The sequence below is a fragment of the Bradyrhizobium sp. HKCCYLRH1034 genome, assembly GCF_051168375.1.
Lineage (GTDB): Bacteria > Pseudomonadota > Alphaproteobacteria > Rhizobiales > Xanthobacteraceae > Bradyrhizobium.
This window is the reverse complement of sequence record NZ_JBNPUW010000003.1, coordinates 448,799-465,744: the sequence shown is the minus strand read 5'-3', so window position 1 is coordinate 465,744 and position 16,946 is coordinate 448,799. Positions and strand designations below refer to the sequence as shown.

17 protein-coding genes are annotated in these 16,946 nt (G+C 66.3%); 1 reads left to right on the top strand and 16 read right to left on the bottom strand.

The genetic code is table 11. From position 1 onward, the window contains the following. Positions 1-21 precede the first annotated feature (21 nt). The 16 genes from ACQR0W_RS09130 to murJ all read right to left on the bottom strand — a co-directional run bounded on the left by ACQR0W_RS09130 (position 22) and on the right by murJ (position 15,694). The gene (locus tag ACQR0W_RS09130) at positions 22-756 is read right to left on the bottom strand and encodes a tRNA (guanine(46)-N(7))-methyltransferase TrmB (RefSeq protein WP_316186525.1); all 735 of its coding nucleotides are present in this window, start codon (positions 754-756) and stop codon (positions 22-24) included. Then, positions 753-1,883: a M20 family metallopeptidase gene (locus tag ACQR0W_RS09125; protein WP_315716930.1), complete on the bottom strand. Its 1,131-nt coding sequence runs from the start codon at positions 1,881-1,883 to the stop codon at positions 753-755. The genes ACQR0W_RS09130 and ACQR0W_RS09125 overlap by 4 nt, the downstream gene beginning before the upstream one ends. A 323-nt stretch (positions 1,884-2,206) precedes the next feature. Beyond that, a complete protein-coding gene (locus ACQR0W_RS09120; RefSeq protein ID WP_006615449.1) occupies positions 2,207-2,623 on the bottom strand; it encodes a helix-turn-helix domain-containing protein in 417 nt (138 codons plus the stop codon). 232 nt (positions 2,624-2,855) lie between these two features. Beyond that, positions 2,856-4,466: an apolipoprotein N-acyltransferase gene (lnt, locus tag ACQR0W_RS09115; RefSeq protein WP_315751784.1), complete on the bottom strand. Its 1,611-nt coding sequence runs from the start codon at positions 4,464-4,466 to the stop codon at positions 2,856-2,858. Then, on the bottom strand, positions 4,463-5,632 hold the full coding sequence (locus ACQR0W_RS09110; protein ID WP_315716932.1) for a hemolysin family protein: 1,170 nt from the start codon (positions 5,630-5,632) through the stop codon (positions 4,463-4,465). The genes lnt and ACQR0W_RS09110 overlap by 4 nt, the downstream gene beginning before the upstream one ends. A 2-nt stretch (positions 5,633-5,634) precedes the next feature. Further along, positions 5,635-6,144 carry an rRNA maturation RNase YbeY gene (gene ybeY / locus ACQR0W_RS09105; RefSeq protein WP_316170042.1) on the bottom strand — a complete coding sequence of 170 codons (510 nt, stop codon included), beginning with the start codon at positions 6,142-6,144 and terminating at the stop codon, positions 5,635-5,637. 63 nt (positions 6,145-6,207) lie between these two features. Continuing rightward, positions 6,208-7,185 carry a PhoH family protein gene (locus tag ACQR0W_RS09100; RefSeq protein WP_315716934.1) on the bottom strand — a complete coding sequence of 326 codons (978 nt, stop codon included), beginning with the start codon at positions 7,183-7,185 and terminating at the stop codon, positions 6,208-6,210. A 64-nt stretch (positions 7,186-7,249) separates the two neighbouring features. Then, positions 7,250-8,647, bottom strand: a complete 1,398-nt coding sequence (miaB, locus tag ACQR0W_RS09095) for a tRNA (N6-isopentenyl adenosine(37)-C2)-methylthiotransferase MiaB (RefSeq protein ID WP_315751787.1) — start codon at positions 8,645-8,647, stop codon at positions 7,250-7,252. Positions 8,648-8,703: 56 nt separating this feature from the next. Beyond that, positions 8,704-9,423, bottom strand: a complete 720-nt coding sequence (locus ACQR0W_RS09090; RefSeq protein ID WP_315716936.1) for an HAD family hydrolase — start codon at positions 9,421-9,423, stop codon at positions 8,704-8,706. After that, positions 9,416-9,868: a Fur family transcriptional regulator gene (locus ACQR0W_RS09085; RefSeq protein ID WP_315716937.1), complete on the bottom strand. Its 453-nt coding sequence runs from the start codon at positions 9,866-9,868 to the stop codon at positions 9,416-9,418. The genes ACQR0W_RS09090 and ACQR0W_RS09085 overlap by 8 nt, the downstream gene beginning before the upstream one ends. 43 nt (positions 9,869-9,911) lie before the next feature. Next, a complete protein-coding gene (gene rimI, locus ACQR0W_RS09080; RefSeq protein ID WP_316166350.1) occupies positions 9,912-10,394 on the bottom strand; it encodes a ribosomal protein S18-alanine N-acetyltransferase in 483 nt (160 codons plus the stop codon). Further along, on the bottom strand, positions 10,391-11,092 hold the full coding sequence (gene tsaB / locus ACQR0W_RS09075) for a tRNA (adenosine(37)-N6)-threonylcarbamoyltransferase complex dimerization subunit type 1 TsaB (RefSeq protein WP_315716939.1): 702 nt from the start codon (positions 11,090-11,092) through the stop codon (positions 10,391-10,393). Before tsaB ends, rimI begins: the two co-directional genes overlap by 4 nt. Positions 11,093-11,667: 575 nt before the next feature. Then, positions 11,668-12,237 (bottom strand): NifU family protein, encoded by a 570-nt coding sequence (locus ACQR0W_RS09070; protein WP_315716940.1) that lies wholly within the window; start codon positions 12,235-12,237, stop codon positions 11,668-11,670. A gap of 108 nt (positions 12,238-12,345) precedes the next feature. Beyond that, positions 12,346-12,840, bottom strand: coding sequence for a universal stress protein (locus ACQR0W_RS09065; protein WP_315716941.1), 495 nt, complete (start codon positions 12,838-12,840; stop codon positions 12,346-12,348). A 190-nt stretch (positions 12,841-13,030) separates the two neighbouring features. Further along, positions 13,031-14,083, bottom strand: a complete 1,053-nt coding sequence (gene trpS / locus ACQR0W_RS09060) for a tryptophan--tRNA ligase (protein WP_315716942.1) — start codon at positions 14,081-14,083, stop codon at positions 13,031-13,033. Between the two features lie 48 nt (positions 14,084-14,131). Further along, positions 14,132-15,694, bottom strand: a complete 1,563-nt coding sequence (gene murJ, locus ACQR0W_RS09055; protein WP_316170043.1) for a murein biosynthesis integral membrane protein MurJ — start codon at positions 15,692-15,694, stop codon at positions 14,132-14,134. 70 nt (positions 15,695-15,764) lie between these two features. Between murJ and ACQR0W_RS09050 the strand changes: the two genes are divergently transcribed. Continuing rightward, positions 15,765-16,766, top strand: coding sequence for an adenosine kinase (locus ACQR0W_RS09050; protein ID WP_315751792.1), 1,002 nt, complete (start codon positions 15,765-15,767; stop codon positions 16,764-16,766). Positions 16,767-16,946: the final 180 nt, after the last annotated feature.

Genomic DNA, 16,946 nt, shown 5'->3' with positions numbered 1-16,946 from the left:
GTGACCTCGCCGGCGCAGCGGTCAGCGCCGGCTGAAGATCAGATAGTTGGCGACGCGGCCTTCGCGCGTGGCCTTCCGCCCGTAGCGCGTCATGGTGTAGCCCGGCCAGGGCAGATGCCAGTCGTCGGCGCGCTCGGCCGTCCAGGCGAACTCCGGCGAACGCAGCAGATGCCACAGCGTCCAGGCGCAATAGTCGGCGATGTCGCTGACGAAGCGGAACTCGCCGCCGGGCTTTAGGACGCGCGCCATCGCTGCGATCGTCGCATCCTGCACGAAACGCCGCTTCCAGTGCCGCCGCTTCGGCCAGGGATCGGGATGGATCAGGTCGATCCGCTGCAGCGACTGCGGCGGCAGCCAGGCCAACAGCTCGGCGGCGTCGCCCGCCACCAGCCTGATATTGCCGATGTTGTCGGCCTCGATGGCCGACAGGATCTTGGCCATGCCGTTGACATAGGGCTCGCAGCCGATGAAGCCGGTGGTCGGACACGCCTTCGCTTCGGCGGCAAGATGCTCGCCGCCGCCAAACCCGATCTCCAGCCGCAGCGCGTCGACCGGCGGATCGTACAGCGTGGGCAGCACGGCTTCCGCGGGCGCGGCGAGATCGAGCGCGAGGTGCGGCAGCAGGTTGTCGACCAGGCCGGCCTGATGCGCCCGCAGCTTGTGGCCCTTGCGCCGGCCGAAGAACGAGCCCTGACCGTGCAGGGCCTCGGTGCCGGTGTGATCGTCGTCGACGGGCATGTTGATCGCGGGGCTCATCGCAGGGTTTGATAGAGACGGTAGAGCAGCCTTGTCCGCGGCTCGATCGAGGAGATGTACATCTGCTCGTAATGCGTATGCGCGCCCTTGCCATCGACGCCGAGCCCATCGAGCGTCGCCGTGAACGGTGCGGTGAAATTGCCGTCGGAACCGCCTCCGGTATAGGTGTCGACCAGCTCGAAGCCGATCTCGTCGGCCAGGGATTTCGCATGCTCGAACAGGGCGGCGCCGGCGTTGCCCTTGACGTAAGGCGGCCGGTTCACCTCGCCGCTCACTTCGACCGTGACGCCATCGCTGCGCGAGGTCAGCCCTAGGATCTTGGGCAGGATTTCCTCGGCATCGGCAGGCGTCGGCAGCCGTGCATCGACCTCGGCATAAGCTTCCTCAGCGATCACGTTGGGACGGGTGCCCCCACGCACGACGCCGACATTCACGGTGATGCCGCGGGCGGGGTCGTTGAGCGCTTCGAGCGCATGGATGACGTTGGCGAGTTCGCGGATCGCACTGCGTCCATCCTGTGGACGCGCGCCGGCGTGCGCGGGCACGCCGCGGATTGCCACGTCGAACCGCGCCACGCCCTTGCGTCCGGTCACGATCTTGCCGCCGTCGCGCGCCGGCTCGGTGACGAGGACGTATTTGGCCTTGCGGCCTTCCTCCTCGATCAGCGCGCGCGAGGTCGGGCTGCCGATCTCTTCATCCGAGACGAACAAATGAGTAATGCCGAGGGGCGATTTTTGACCCTCTGCGCAGAGCTGACGAAAGGCGTGAAAGGCGAGATAGGCGCCGCCCTTCATGTCGTAGATCCCGGGACCGTACGCAACGTCGCCGTCGACTGCGAACGGCAGCCGCGCGATGAACCCGATCGGATGTACCGTGTCGAGATGGCTCAGGACCAGGATGCCCGGCTCGTCCTGTCCCCACGACGACCGTGCGACGAGGTGGTCGCCGCAGCCGTCGCGTCCGGCGATCCGTTCGATCGTGGCATCGAGCCCGCGATAGCCATCCGCGACAAGGGAAGCCAGCTTGTTGACCTGATCAGGCGCCTCGGTCGGGGTCTCGATCTCGACCCATTGGCGGATGCCTTCGAGAATTGTGCGACTATCGAACGGGCTGCTGCTGGCGGTCATGAGCTTTGTAAATCGTTCTCGATGGTTACGAAGTGGTAGCAGGCGGTGGACGCGCTTGGCGCGTCGCTGGGCGGGTTGGCGGCTGGGACGCCGGAGTTCCAGGCCACATGTGCATAAAAAGATTTAGAGCGCGATAGCCTTTCCCGAAGGGGAGCCATCGCGCTCTATTGGTCGTGATCCAACCTGTCTATCGGCTCATTCGTCTGGCGGAACGCAGCGTGCCCAGCGCGTCGTCCGCAAACGTGCCCCGCTGATGGCCCCCCGAGGGCGCTGACATTCCTATGAGAGTGATCACGATAGGAATGTCAGCGCCGGCGCATCAGCTAGCCTTCTTCCGGAGCTTCACGATCAGCGATCTGCTCGACCAGGTCGACGATGCTGCGACGAAGCTTCGAATCGTGGATCCGCGTGAATGCGCGGGTCAACGCCAGTCCTTCGGAGGTTGCCAGGAAATCAGACACATAGGCGGGCGAAGCGCCTTCGCCGAAAGCTTCACCGTTGGTCCCGCCACTCGGGACCCCTTCGAACAGGAAGGAGACCGGGACCTGCAGAACCTCCGAGATCTGCTGAATCCGGCTGGCGCCGACTCGATTGGTGCCTTTTTCGTACTTCTGTATCTGCTGGAACGTGAGTCCGAGAGCCTCGCCAAGTTTTTCCTGGCTCATGCCCAACATGATACGGCGCATCCGCACCCGGCTGCCGACATGCTTGTCAACAGGGTTGGGCGCTTTCGTCGACATCTCTCAACTCCTTAGAATGGGCCTCGGAACGAGGCGGTCGCAGTATGCCTCAGGCGCTCACACCGTCAATTTATGTTCGCATGTCGTACTAACGAAGACGGCCGAGCAACGAACTGGACGGCTCATGCTGCCGCGCGAGAATGCGAATTGCAGCAGCTATCTGTCAACACTTGGGGTTTTGCTTGTCAAAAAAAATCTTACGGACCCGGAAAGAATCGAGATCTTGCTGTCGTCAGGGAAGCTTTTGAGCAACACGTCTGCGAACGACGGTGCTCAGGGCGATCACTAACAGGATCGCAACCGGAATGTCGCCGAGCCTTGCATAGGCTGTCGGCTGCAACGCAACAGGCAGCGCGGAATCCAGCACGCCCTCTGCGCCGAGAGGCAATTGCTTAACGATACGGCCGACGGGATCGATCACTGCGGAGATGCCGGTGTTCGCAGATCGAACTAATGGAAGTCCTTGCTCGATCGCGCGCCACTGCGCTTGCTGTAGATGCTGATGAGGCCCAGTCGAAATGCCGAACCAGCCATCGTTCGTCAAGTTGACGATCCAGCCCGGTCGTTCTTCGGTCGGCACGCTGTCACTCGGAAAGATCGCCTCGTAGCAGATCAAGGGAAGAACACGCGGAGCGTGTGGCACGTCCAGGTTGCGTCGCGCCGTGCCGGGGATGAAGCCGCCCTGCACCCGCGTGAGTTGCTCGAGCCCGATCCGCTCCAGCAGATTCTGGAACGGCAGGAACTCGCCGAACGGGACCAGATGCAGCTTGTCGTAGACCGACAGCACGGTGCCGTCGTGATCGATCACGTAGATCGAATTGTAGGCCCGGGTGATGGGGGTGTTGCGAGGCGCGTCGGGGGCGCGGACCGAACCGGTGATCAGCACCGTGCCCGGCGACAGCAGGTCGGCGATCTGGCCCATCGCGTCCGCCTCGCGGGTCAGGAAGAACGGGAACGCCGATTCCGGCCAGATCAGGACGTTGGTGTCCCGGACGCCGGTGGCGTTCGGGCCGGAGGCGCGGTCCGACAGCGCCAGATAGCGGCGCATGACATCGGCCTTGGCGCCATAGTTGAACTTCACGTCCTGCTGCAGGTTCGGCTGCATGATCCGCAACTTGAGGTCGGCGACGAAGGCCGTCGGATGCAGGCCGAGCCGGATGGCGCCGAACACGCCCATCATCACGAGCAGGGCGGCGGCCGCGGCCGGCGCCCGCCAGCGCTCACGCCATGTCTTGCCGTCGATCAGCACCGCGGGGCTGGCAAAGATCGCGATCGCCAGGAACGTCATGCCCCAGATCCCGATCAGCGAGGCCGTCTGCGCCAGCGCGAGCGGCTGCGACAGGGCATAGCCGAACGTGTCCCAGGGGAAGCCGGTGAGCGCGTGGCCGCGCAGCCATTCGCTCGCGGTCAGGCAGACGGCGAGCGCCAGGATGCGGGTTGCATCACGCGTCCAGATCAACCGGGCCAAGGCGAAGCCTAGGGCCGGAAACAGCGCGAGATAGGCCGGCAGGCCCAGCACGGCGAACGGCATCAGCCAGGCGAAGGTGTCGGCATCGACCAGGAACGCGTTGCCGATCCAGTAAAGGCCGGGGACGAAATAGCCCATGCCGAAGCAGAAGCCGGTGAAGGCGGCAGCCGGGATGCCGCGCCGCCGTCCCGCCGCGGCGCCATCGATCAGCCAGACCAGAACCGGGAAGGTGATCGCAAGCACCGGCCAGGCGTTGAACGGGGCCATCGCGAGCGAGGAGAGCGCGCCGGCGGCGAGCGCGATCGCCGCACGCTTCCAGCCCCAGGCCAGGACAACGCCAATGGCGAGGCCGCGAATCGTCGATGGGCGGATCACTGTGAGCTGGCTCCATCGCCCCGTGGCGGGCTGCTATCGTCGTGGACCGGCGCAGGGCCGGCCTCTGTCGGCGGCGGCTCGGCCGGGACGTCCGTGTCCGCCGGGGTCACTTCCGGCGCAACGTCTCGACGCCGGCTTTCGCGCTGCGGGCGGGGCGTCGGGCGTTCCTTGCGCGGCGCGATGCGCAGGCGCTTGACCCGGCGCGGATCGGCATCGAGCACCTCGACCTCGAAATTGCCGGGGCCGGAGATCAGCTCGCCGCGCACCGGCAGCCGGCCGACATGGTTGACGAGATAGCCGCCGAGCGTCTCCACCCCTTCGCCCGCCTCTCCCGTCACGAACTCCTCGCCGATCACCCGGCGTACGTCGTCGAGGCTGGCGCGGGCGTCCGCGATGAAGGCGTTGTCGGCCTGCCGCACGATCGCCGGCGGCTCGTCGCTGTCGTGCTCGTCGTCGATCTCGCCGACGATCTGCTCGACGATGTCCTCGATGGAGACCAGCCCGTCGGTGCCGCCATATTCGTCGACGACCAGCGCCAGGTGGATGCGCGAGGCCTGCATTTGCGCCAGCAGGTCGATCGCGCGCATCGACGGCGGCACGTAGAGCAGCTTGCGGATGATATTGGCCTCGAACAGCGGCATCGACAGATCGACGGCCTTGAGATCGAGGCCGGCGGGCAGCGGCTTCTTGCGCCGCGCCTTCACCTCGTCGGAGACCCGGGCCTGCGCCGTGGTGAAGGCAAGCAGGTCGCGGATGTGCACCATGCCTTCGGGGTCGTCGAGCGTGTCGTTGTAGACGACGAGGCGCGAATGCGATGCGCTCTCGAACAGGCTCATCAGTTCGCCGAGCGTGATGTCGCGCCGGACGGCGACGATGTCGGCACGATGCACCATCACGTCGGCGATGCGCCGCTCGTGCAAATCGAGGATGTTGCGCAGGAGCGTGCGCTCGACCGCGGAGAAGCCGATGTCATCGGGCGTCGAGGCATCGAGCACGACCTGCAGGTCGTCGCGAACCGAGCCGCCGCCTTTCCAGCCGAACAGGTTGCGCAGCGCGCGAAACAGCCAGTTCTCGCCCGGCGAGCGGCCGAGCTCGGCCGGCGGCACCACGGCCGGCAGATTGCGCGTCTGGCGCGGATTGTCATGGATGGGCTCGGAATCGGCCATGGTCAGTTCATCCGTTCCCGATCGGCATAGGGATCGGGGATGCCGAGATGGGCCAGGATCTCGGTCTCCAGCGCCTCCATCTCCTCGGCCTCGTCATCGGTCTCGTGATCGTAGCCGATCAGATGCAGGAAGCCGTGCACGGTGAGATGGCTGAGATGATGCTCGAACGGCTTCTGTTCGTCGTCGGCCTCGCGCCGCATCGTCTCATAGGCGATGGCGATGTCGCCGAGCATGCGCGGGGCATCATCCTCGCCGCGCGGTCCGGTCGGCTGCAGCGCCGGAAACGACAGCACGTTGGTGGGCTTGTCGATGCCGCGCCAATTGCTGTTCAGGGTGCGGATGCCCTGGTCGTCCGTCAGCATGACGGCGATCTCGGCGTCGCCGACATCGGCATCGACCGTCTCGGCCGCGGCGAGAATGGCGCGTTGTATGACGTCCTCGGCGTCAGGCTGGTCCTGCCAGCAATCGGCTGCGACGATCACCTCGGTCGTTGGAATGGGACTTTGTGGCATCCTGGTCGATATCTGTGCGGATGGCGCTGGAACGACGCGACCATCGGCGTGCTTGCTCTCGCGTCAGCGGGCTTTCGGCCCCTCATAGGCGGCGACGATGCGCGCCACCAATTCGTGGCGGATGACATCCTCGCCGGTGAACCGGACCTGTGCGATCCCCTCGACACCGTCGAGCAGGCGCGCGGCTTCGGCGAGTCCGGAGGTCTGGCCGTTCGGCAGATCGACCTGCGAGGGATCGCCGGTGATGATCATGCGGCTGTTCTCGCCGAGACGCGTGAGGAACATCTTCATCTGCATCGATGTGGTGTTCTGCGCCTCGTCGAGGATGATCGCGGCGTTGGTCAAGGTGCGCCCGCGCATGAAGGCGAGCGGCGCGATCTCGATCTCGCCGGCCTGCAGCGCGCGCTCGACGATGCGCGCGTCCATCAGATCGTACAGCGCGTCGTAGATCGGGCGCAGATAGGGATCGACCTTCTCACGGAGGTCGCCAGGCAGGAAGCCGAGCCGCTCGCCGGCTTCGACCGCCGGGCGTGAGAGGATGATGCGGTCGACTTCCTTCCGCTCGAAGAGCTGCGCGGCATGCGCGACCGCAAGCCAGGTCTTGCCGGTGCCGGCCGGGCCGATGCCGAACACGAGCTCGTGCCGCTTCAGCGCGCGGATGTAGGAATCCTGCGCGGCGGTGCGGGCGCGCACCGGGCGCTTGCGCAGGTTGATGCTCTCGAACGCGTTCTTGGCGTTCTTGGCGTCGAACTCGAACAGCGAGCCCTGCGCCACCACGGCGCGGATCGCGCCCTCGACGTCGCCCTGCGCCAGATCGTGGCCCTTCACGGCCTGCGCATAGAGCGATTCGAGCACGCGCCGCGCGGCATCGCAGCCGTCGCGTGTTCCGCCGATGGTGATGTGGTTGCCGCGGGAATCGACGACGACGCCGAGCCGTCGTTCGACCAGGGCCAGATTCTGGCCGTAAGGCCCAACCAGGGCGGAGGCGGCACGGTTGTCGTCGAAATCGATGACGACCTGGGTCTCGGGGGGCATGGACATGTCGCGGTCGTACTTGCGGCTGGGAGCGAGGGAAGACGGATCCGATGCGCTCTTGGGCAAGTGCTCAGCCTCCGATGGACACGAGGGGCGTGGGGGAGATCACTGCCGGCGCGGCCGTGACGAGCTCGCCGAGCAGGCTGTAGCGTTCGAGACTGTCGATCCGCACCGGCAGAACCTGGCCGATGATGTCGTCGGACGCCATGACGTGGGCCGGTTGCAGATACGCGGTCCGTCCGACCAGTTGCCCGGGCTTGCGCGCTGGCCGCTCGAACAACACGTCGACGACCTGGCCGATCGCGGCCTTGTTGAAGGCTGCTTGCTGGCTGTCGATCAAGCTCTGGAGGCGCTCCAATCGCTCGTCCATCTCGGTCGCTGACACCATCTCCGGCATGTCCGCTGCCGGAGTTCCCGGGCGCGGCGAATACTTGAACGAATACGCCGCAGCGTAGCCGATTTGGTCGATCAGGGCGAGGGTGGCGCGAAAATCTTCCTCGGTCTCGCCCGGGAACCCGACGATGAAATCCGAAGAGAATGCAATGTCGTGACGGGCGGCGCGAAAACGGTCGACGACTTTGCGATAGTCAGTCGCCGTGTGTTTGCGGTTCATGGCGTTCAGGATGCGGTCAGATCCCGACTGAACCGGCAGATGCACGAACGGCATCACCGCTTCGAGATCGCGATGCGCCGCGATCAGGCTGTCGTCGACGTCGTTGGGATGGCTGGTCGAGTAGCGGATCCGCGCCACGCCCGGAATCTCGGCGATCCCATGGAGCAGCCGCCCCAGCGTCCAGGGCCGGCCGTCAGGGCCTTCGCCGTGATAGGCGTTGACGTTCTGGCCGATCAGGGTGATCTCGCGAACGCCATTGTCGACGAGCTGCGTCACGTCGTCGACGATGCGTGTCACCGCACGCGACATCTCGCTGCCGCGCGTATACGGCACCACGCAGAAGGTGCAGAACTTGTCGCAGCCTTCCTGCACGGTCACGAAGGCCGAGACGCCGCGGGCGCGGATCGCCTCGCGGCTGGGCTTCGCCAGGAAGCCGAACTTGTCCTGGGCCGGGAATTCGGTCTCGATCGCCCGCTCGCCGCGGCGGGCCTGGGCCAGGAGCTGCGGCAGATGGTGGTAGCTCTGCGGGCCGACCACGACGTCGACGGTGGGGGCGCGGGCGATGATCTCCTCGCCTTCCGCTTGCGCCACGCAGCCGGCCACGGCGATCTGCATCGTCCGGCCGGCCCGCGCGGCGTCCTCCTTCGCGACCCGCAGCCGCCCGAGCTCCGAATAGACCTTCTCGGAGGCCTTTTCGCGGATGTGGCAGGTGTTGAGGATCACGAGATCGGCGTCGCCGGCCTCGGCGGTCTCGACGAAGCCCTCAGGCCCCAGCGTGTCCACCATGCGCTGGGCATCGTAGACATTCATCTGGCAGCCATAGGACTTGATGTGCAGCTTGCGCGGCGGCGTCATGAACCCTTGCATGCAGTCGGAGGCGCGCCCAATTCGGCGCCGCGCTCAGATATAGGCTAGGGGGCCGAAAATCCAGCGATCGCGGGCTTTTTCTCGGCCAGCCGGCTCAGAATCGCCGGCAACTGCCGCATGTCGTCGAAAACCACGGTGGCGCCGGCCGCTCGCAGGTCGTCGGCGTGCCCGGGCCGGCAGTGGCTGCCGCCGTGAAACCCGAGCACTGTCATGCCGGCCGCGACACCGCCCCGGATACCGGCCGTGCTGTCCTCGACCACCACGCAGGCCGCGGGACGCGCCTTCATCTGCGCTGCCGCGAACAGGAACAGATCGGGCGCGGGCTTGCCGTTCTCGACTTGGGAGGATGAGAAGATGTGCGGGGCGAGGCGATCGTAGAGCCGGGTGGCGCCAAGGCTGACGCGCATGCGCTGGTGCGAGCCGGAGGAGGCGACGCACACCGGCACGTCGATGGTGTCGAGCGCCTCCGCGATCCCGTCGATGGCCGCGAGGTCCTGCTCGAAGGCGCGGAACAGGCGATCCTGCAGTTTCGGGTTGAAATCGTCGGGCAGGGAACGACCGAGCTCGGCCTCGACCTCGAGCTTCGCCTGTTTCAGGGAGCGGCCCAGGAACCGCGCGAACACCTGCTCGGTCGTGATCGGATAGCCGCACAGGCTGAGCACGTCGGCGTGCGTCTGACAGGAGATCACCTCGCTGTCGACCAGCACGCCATCGCAATCGAAAATGACGAGATCGAGGTTCGAAGCCGGCGCCGCGTCAGCCATTCGTCTCTTCGTCGAGCGGCACGCAATACAGCTCCAGCCGGTGATCGACCAGCTTGTAGCCGAGCTTGCGGGCGATCTCGGCCTGCAGCTTCTCGATCTCCTCGGAGGTGAACTCGATCACCTTGCCGTCGCGCAGATTGATCAGATGATCATGATGGCTGTCGCGCATCTGCTCGTAGCGGGCGCGGCCCTCGCGGAAATCATGGCGTTCGATGATGCCGGCATCCTCGAACAGCTTCACGGTGCGATAGACCGTGGAGATCGAGATCTTGTCGTCGACGGCGACGCAGCGCCGGTACAACTCCTCGACGTCGGGATGGTCGCAGGCTTCCGCGAGCACGCGGGCAATGACCCGGCGCTGCTCGGTCATGCGCATGCCGGTGGCGGCACAGCGGGCCTCGATTCCGGTGGAATTGAGCGCTGGCGTGGTTTTCAAGGAGGTCATCGTGTCTCGCCTCAAGGATGCGCTTTCTGCCACCAAGCGCAGGTTACGACAAGTCCCGGCGCATCAGAAGCGCATTCAACTGTTCCCCGCCGGGCTGAAGGTAATAGCGTTCCCGACGGCCCACGGTCGCAAATCCGGCGCGTTCATAGAGTCGGCGGGCCGGCTGGTTGTTTTCCTCCACTTCGAGAAAGACCGTCCGGACCCCGCGCCCCGCGAGGTGCCCGAGATGCTGCAGCAACAGATCACGAGAAAATCCGCGGCCGCGCTGATTTGGGTCAAGTGCAACTGACAATATTTCCGCTTCGTCCGCGCCGATTCGCGAGACGATGAAGCCGATGAGCTTCCGCCCGAGCCGCAGCCGATGGATCATGGTGTTGCGCTCGGCCAGCATCGCCTCGAACTCGCCTTCGCCCCAGCCGCGGTGAAACGAGGCGGCGTGGATCTGGGCGAGCCTGGCGGCGTCGCGCGGCGCGGCCGCTTCGATCAACGGTTTGGGGCTGCCGAGCCAGCGGAAGAACATGTTCATGACGAGACGGCCGTCTGCGCCGGTTGACGCGCCGCACCGGCGGGCGGCTTGACGTCGGGCGCGCGCAGATAGAACGGCCGCGCCGGCGCGTGCGCCGGGTCGGCGGCCGCGCCGAGCCAGGCGACCCAGCCGATGTCGGGCCCGTCTTGCGAGTCGACCGCAACTGGCGCGGCTGCGTCCTTGGGCCACCGCTCGGCCAGCAGCGCCGCGGCGTTGCCGACGAGGTGCGGGGCGCCGAGCCGCGCGGCCGCCAGGACGTCGTCTGTCGCAGCGACCTGGGGCGCGACCAGTTCCTCGCCGCTGCCGCTCACGACTTGGTAGTAGACATGGTCGTGCCGGGCATCGATCGCCGAGATCACCGGGTTGGCGCGGTCCTCGCTGACGATCGGCGCCGCGTAGGCCGACAGCGTGGTCACGCCGACGACCGGCTTGTGCGCCGCCAAGGCAATGCCGCGCGCGGCGGAGAGGCCGACGCGCAGCCCGGTGAAACTACCAGGACCCGTCGTCACCGCGATGCGGTCGAGCTCGTGGAAGCCGACGCCCGACTGGCGCATCACGCGCGCGATCAGCGGCATCAGCGCCTCGGCGTGGCCGCGCTTCATCGGCAGCGTTTCCTCGGCGCGCATCGCGGCCGAATCAGTGTCCAGAACGGCAGCCGCGCAATGGTCGAGGGCAGTATCGATGGCGAGGATCAACATCCGGTCAGATTCACATTGAAAGGAGCGCCGAATACCTTTTTGGGGCTTCGATAAAGTCGGTTGCCGCTTTCTTACATCCTGATCGGGAAAAACGCATCACGGCGCACGACCGCAAACTACTGAATTGGCGCTCATTCAAGCAAATCTTTCCGGGCTGTTGGATTGATCGTTCGGTTCGACGTTCAGGCCGCCGCGCCATCCCGGTGGCAAAGGCGATGCCCGGCGCGAGGGGGCCGGGTCGAGGCGATCAATCGCTCGCAAGCCGGTGCTCGGGTTCGGCACCGATGGCATGGGGGTCGCCGCCTCATCCGGACCAGCCTCAAACGCCCAATTCCGCTCGGTCAAGTTCGAGCGCAGTGGGGGGCGACGAACAGGTCCGGCGAAAGTACCGATTGGCGCAAGTCTGGGCGGCGCCGGCGAAGCCGGTCGGCGCGCCGAGCGCGGTGACGAGCGAGATACCGTCGAGCATGCGGTGGGGGCGGCCGTGGCCGCCACCCTCGGCGGCGCAGCGTGAGCAGAGGCAAATGCTGATTAGCGCGCAGATCTGTTCGCCAACCCCATTCGCCATTGCCTTCCTACATCGGCCGGACTTCAACCACCTCGGGCACGAAGTGCTTCAGCAGGTTCTGGATGCCGTGCTGCAGGGTCGCGGTCGATGACGGGCAGCCCGAGCAGGCGCCCTTCATGTTGAGATAGACGATGCCGTCCTTGAAGCCGCGGAAGGTGATGTCGCCGCCGTCATTGGCTACGGCCGGACGGACGCGGCTCTCGATCAGGTCCTTGATCATGCCGACCGTCTCGGTGTCGGCCTCGTCGTAGAACTCGTCGTCCTCGTCGGCGGATTCGTCATTGGCGGCGCTGCCGTCGGCGAGCAGCGGCGCGCCCGACATGTAGTGCTCCATGATCGCGCCGAGGATCGCCGGCTTGAGGTGCTGCCACTCACCGTCGCTCTTGGTGACGGTGATGAAATCGGCGCCGTAGAACACGCCGCTGACGCCGTCGACGGCGAACAGGCGCTCGGCCAGCGGGGAGCGTGCGGCGGCGTCGCGGCTGCCGAACTCCATCGTGCCCGCGGGCAACACGACGCGGCCCGGGATGAACTTCAAGGTGGCGGGATTGGGGGTGGCTTCGGTCTGGATGAACATGGTTTTCTCCGGCAGCGCCGGTTCAAGGCCGGCCTGTGGTGTCCTCATAGCAGATGGCGCGAACGCGCGCACGATCAAGGGGGCATGGCCGGCGTTTCCGATCTAAGCCTATGAAAGAGCGTCGAGATCGGCGTCACCGAGATCGCCCGGCACGATCACCAGCGGGATCGGGAAGGCACCGCTCGTCTTGGTGACATGGGTGACCAGCGGGCCGGGGCCCTCGGGGCCGGAATGGGCGGCGAGCACCAGCAGCGCGATGTCGCTGTCGTGCTCGATCGTCTCCAGGATCTGCGCCGTCGGCTCACCCTCGCGGATCACCCGTTCCGGCGCGGTCACGCCGATCGCCGACAGCAGCGCCGCGGCCTGGTCGAGCTCGGCATGCGCCTGCTCCTGCGCCTCGGCCCGCATCAGATCGGCGACCCCCAGCCATTGCTGGTTCTGGTCCTCCGTTTCGATGACGTGCAGCATGACGATACGGCCGCCGGAACGGACCGCCCAGCGGCCGGCATAGCGGACCGCGCGGTCCCACTCCTCGCTGTCGTCGACCACGACCAGGCATTTCGGCGCATGGCCGGTCTGGTAGCTCTGCCGCTGCGCCGCCATCGCGTTCCCGCCTGCTGCTGCGAGTCGATCCGGCCGCGATGCTGCCACAGCCCATCTCCGTTGGGGAGAGGGCTGCGGGTTCCATCGCGCCCGCAACGACAGCGGTGGTGCGGCTTCTAGTAGCGAGGATGTCGCTTCGCTCATCCTGGCTACGGCCGCAAGGCCGACTCCGGAGCGCGCGCCGTGCTGCTTAGGGCTTGCGGATGAAGCCGACGATGTCCTTGGCCGTCTTCATGGTCTCCGCGGCGATGGCCTGGGCGCGGTCGGCGCCGTCGACCAGCACGGACTCGACGTAGCCGGGATCGGCGGTCAGGCGCTTCATCTCCGCGGCGATCGGCCCGAGCTTGGTGACGCACAGCTCGACCAGCGCGTTCTTGAAGCTGGAGAACTGGCCGCCGCCGAAATCCCTGAGCACATCGGCCTTGCTGCGGTCCGACAGCGCCGCGTAGATGCCGACGAGGTTGTCGGCCTCGGGACGCGCGTCCAGCCCCTTTTCCTCGGTCGGCAGCGGCTCCGGATCGGTCTTGGCCTTGCGGACCTTCTGCGCGATCGTATCGGCATCGTCGGTCAGGTTGATGCGCGAATAGTCCGAGGCATCGGACTTCGACATCTTCTTGGTACCGTCGCGCAGCGACATCACGCGCGTCGCGGGACCGGTGATGAAGGGTTCCGGAAGCGGGAAGAACAGGCCGTCGCCGAAGCCGTGGCTGCGGATCGAGTCGCCGTAGTCATTGTTGAACTTCTGCGCGATGTCGCGGGAGAGCTCGAGATGCTGCTTCTGGTCCTCGCCGACCGGAACATGGGTGGCGCGGTACAGCAGGATGTCGGCGGCCATCAGCACCGGATAGTCGTACAGACCGACCGATGCGTTCTCACGGTCCTTGCCGGCCTTCTCCTTGAACTGCGTCATGCGGTTCAGCCAGCCGATGCGCGCAACGCAGTTGAAGATCCAGGCGAGCTCCGCGTGCCCTGAGACCTGGCTCTGGTTGAAAACGATGTGCTTCTTCGGATCGATGCCGGCGGCGATGAAGGCGGCGGTGACCTCGCGGGTGTTGCGCGCGAGTTCGGCGGGGCCGCCCCAGACATCGATCGGCATGGTGATCGCGTGCATGTCGACGACGCAATAGATGCAGTTGTGGGTCTGCTGCATCTTCACGAAGTTGACGATCGCGCCGAGATAGTTGCCGAGATGCAGGTTGCCGGTCGGCTGGACGCCCGAGAAAACCCGTTCCACGAAGGCCATGGTCACTGTTCCGGATGAATGGATTTGGGGTCGTTTGGCACGTGCGCCTCAAAGGTGCAAGTCGCCGGCGGGCTTTTGCCGGATCGCCCGGACGGTTTCGCGCCAGCTTACGGCGCCCAGGGACAACAGAAGCACGCCGTAGAGGATGATGGCGCCGCTGATCAGGGCGGCGAGCAGGGCGGCCGCGCCGAGATGGCTGCTGCTGCTCCACGTGCCGTCGAAGCGGCCGGCAACCGTCCAGAGCAAGGCGCCCATGACCACCGCAGCCAACGTGATGCGCGGCAGCCGGCGCCGCGAGGCGGGGGAAAGCGCGAAACCAAAGCTCGTGGCGCCACGCCGGATCAGGACCGCCGCATTGGCCCAGGCACCGAGCGCGAGCCCTGCCGCGATGCCACTTGCCGCAAACAATTGTGCGAGCAGGAACGCCAGCGCGATCGCGACACCGCATCCGATCAATGTCGCGCGCAGCGGCGTCCGCGTGTCCTCGCGCGCGAAGAAGGCGGGCTGCAGCGCCTTGGTCAGCACCTGCGCCGGCAATGCCGCCGCGAGCCATGTCAGCACCCGCGCCGTCGCGGCGGCATCGTCCGGACTGAATGCGCCATGTTCGAACAGCAAACGAATGATCGGCTCGTTCAGGATCATGAGTCCGAGCGCCGCAGGCAGCGCGAGCCCGATCGTCAGCTCGAGGCCGCGCGATTGCACCTCCGCCAGAGCCTGCTTGTTGCCCTCGTGCAGCGCGCGCGTCAGCTCCGGCACCAGCACCGTGCCCATGGCAACGCCGACGAGCCCGAGCGGCAGCTCGATCAGGCGGTTGGCGAAATACAGCCACGACACCGCGGAAGGCGAGGTGGAGGCGATGACCGCGCCGCCGACCGCGAGCAATTGCGGGCCGGCGCTGGCGACCATGCCGGGCAGCGCCCTGGCGAAGAAGCCGCGCATTTCGCCATGGAAGGTGACGCGCACCGGCGAGGCGAGGGGGCCGTCGCGGCCTCGCCGCGCGAGCATCGCGAGCTGCAGCAGCCCGGCGACGCCGATCGTGGCGGCGAGCAGCAGCGCGGCGCTTCCAGGGTCCGGATGTTGCATCAGCAGCACGATGGTCACGCTGATCAATGCCACGTTGAACAGCAGCGGGGCGAAGGCCGCGAGCGCAAAGCGTCGTTGCGCGCTGGACAGTGCGAGCAGCACCGTCGAGGGGCCGGCAAAGGCGAGATAGGGCAGCATCAGCCTGGCATCGTTGACGGCCAAGGTGAGCGTCTCTTCACCGGCGAAGCCCGGCGCGAGCACGGTCATCACGAACGGCATCAGCAGCGCCAGCACCAAGGTGGCGGCGAGCAGGCCGGCGCTGACGGTGCCGAGCACGCGGCCGGCAAAAGCTGCCGCATGCGTCGTACCAGCCTGCTGGTATATTCGCAGCCAGGCCGGCACCAGGGCTGCATTGAGCGCGCCCTCCGTCAGCAATCGCCTGACGACGTTGACGAGCTGAAACGCCGCGAGAAATGCGTCCGCGACCGGACCGGCGCCGAGCAGCGCGGCCATCAGCGCATCCCGGACGAAGCCGAGCAGGCGCGAGGCCAGTGTTCCTGACAACACAGTCACGAATGAGCGGATCATCAGGCTTCTATAGCAGCGCCGCTTGTGATAGGCCGCAGCGTTTGCAAAACGCCGTAAACGGGGCCAGTGGATGACTGACGCGAAATACGATGTTCTCGGGATCGGCAACGCGATCTTCGACGTGCTGGTGCATGCCGATGAAGCCTTTCTCACCCGGCACGGCATGACCAAGGGCAGCATGGCGCTGATCGACGAGGCCCGCGCGGCCGCGATCTATGCCGATATGGGTCCGGCCACCGAGATGTCCGGCGGTTCGGGAGCCAACACCATCGCCGGCCTCGCCAGCCTGGGCGCGCGTGCCGCTTACGTGGGCAAGGTCAAGGACGACCAGATCGGCCGGATGTACCGGCATGATATCCGCGCCGCCGGCGTCACCTTCGATACCGTGCCCGCTGCCGACGGCCCGGCGACCGGCTGCTGCTACATCCTGGTGACGCCGGACGGCGAGCGCACCATGAACACCTATCTCGGCGCCGCGCAAAATCTCACCGCCGCGGACATCGATCCCGCGCAGATTGCGGCGGCGCGCATCATCTATCTCGAAGGTTATCTGTGGGACCCGAAGGACGCCAAGGATGCGTTCGTGAAGGCGGCGGCGATCGCGCATGACGCCGGACGCGAGGTCGCGCTGACCTTGTCGGATTCGTTCTGCGTCGATCGCTATCGCGAGGAGTTTCTCGACCTGATGCGCGGCGGCACCGTCGATCTCGTCTTCGCCAACGAGGCCGAGCTGCATTCGCTGTACCAGACCTCGGATTTCGACGGCGCGCTGAAGCAGCTGCGTGAGGACGCCACGCTCGGCATCGTCACCCGCAGCGAACAAGGCTGCGTCGTGGTGTCGAATGACGGCGTGATCTCGGTGCCGGCGCATCCGATCGAGAGCCTGGTCGATACCACCGGCGCGGGCGATCTGTTCGCCGCCGGCTTCCTGTTCGGGCTGGTGCGCAAGACCGGCTATGAGATGGCCGGCCGCCTCGGCGGCCTCGCCGCGGCCGAGGTGATCCAGCATATCGGCGCGAGGCCGCAGGTGTCGCTGAAGGAATTGGCGGCTCAGAACGGACTGAAGGTGTAGGTCGAAGCTGTGGTCACGCAGCCGTTCTCTTGCGCTTCCGACACCACTCTCTGCACCGTGATATCTCTGCACCGTCATGGCCGGGATTGACCCGGCCATGCACGCTTCTTGAGTTGTCGTCGTGAAAGACGAGGATGCCCTGGCCGAGCCCGGACATGACGTCGAACTAACAACGAGTCC

Bases quoted from the DNA above. Each gene is read 5' to 3' on its own strand.
- miaB (WP_315751787.1), bottom strand. From the start codon at position 8,647: ATGACGCCGCCGCGCAAGCTGCACATCAAGTCCTATGGCTGCCAGATG.
- ACQR0W_RS09125 (WP_315716930.1), bottom strand. From the start codon at position 1,883: ATGACCGCCAGCAGCAGCCCGTTCGATAGTCGCACAATTCTCGAAGGC.
- ACQR0W_RS09070 (WP_315716940.1), bottom strand. From the start codon at position 12,237: ATGTTCATCCAGACCGAAGCCACCCCCAATCCCGCCACCTTGAAGTTC.
- ACQR0W_RS09085 (WP_315716937.1), bottom strand. From the start codon at position 9,868: ATGACCTCCTTGAAAACCACGCCAGCGCTCAATTCCACCGGAATCGAG.
- ACQR0W_RS09130 (WP_316186525.1), bottom strand. From the start codon at position 756: ATGAGCCCCGCGATCAACATGCCCGTCGACGACGATCACACCGGCACC.
- ybeY (WP_316170042.1), bottom strand. From the start codon at position 6,144: ATGCCACAAAGTCCCATTCCAACGACCGAGGTGATCGTCGCAGCCGAT.
- trpS (WP_315716942.1), bottom strand. From the start codon at position 14,083: ATGGCCTTCGTGGAACGGGTTTTCTCGGGCGTCCAGCCGACCGGCAAC.
- tsaB (WP_315716939.1), bottom strand. From the start codon at position 11,092: ATGTTGATCCTCGCCATCGATACTGCCCTCGACCATTGCGCGGCTGCC.
- ACQR0W_RS09120 (WP_006615449.1), bottom strand. From the start codon at position 2,623: ATGTCGACGAAAGCGCCCAACCCTGTTGACAAGCATGTCGGCAGCCGG.
- ACQR0W_RS09050 (WP_315751792.1), top strand. From the start codon at position 15,765: ATGACTGACGCGAAATACGATGTTCTCGGGATCGGCAACGCGATCTTC.
- ACQR0W_RS09090 (WP_315716936.1), bottom strand. From the start codon at position 9,423: ATGGCTGACGCGGCGCCGGCTTCGAACCTCGATCTCGTCATTTTCGAT.
- ACQR0W_RS09065 (WP_315716941.1), bottom strand. From the start codon at position 12,840: ATGGCGGCGCAGCGGCAGAGCTACCAGACCGGCCATGCGCCGAAATGC.
- ACQR0W_RS09110 (WP_315716932.1), bottom strand. From the start codon at position 5,632: ATGGCCGATTCCGAGCCCATCCATGACAATCCGCGCCAGACGCGCAAT.
- rimI (WP_316166350.1), bottom strand. From the start codon at position 10,394: ATGAACATGTTCTTCCGCTGGCTCGGCAGCCCCAAACCGTTGATCGAA.
- ACQR0W_RS09100 (WP_315716934.1), bottom strand. From the start codon at position 7,185: ATGTCCATGCCCCCCGAGACCCAGGTCGTCATCGATTTCGACGACAAC.
- murJ (WP_316170043.1), bottom strand. From the start codon at position 15,694: ATGATCCGCTCATTCGTGACTGTGTTGTCAGGAACACTGGCCTCGCGC.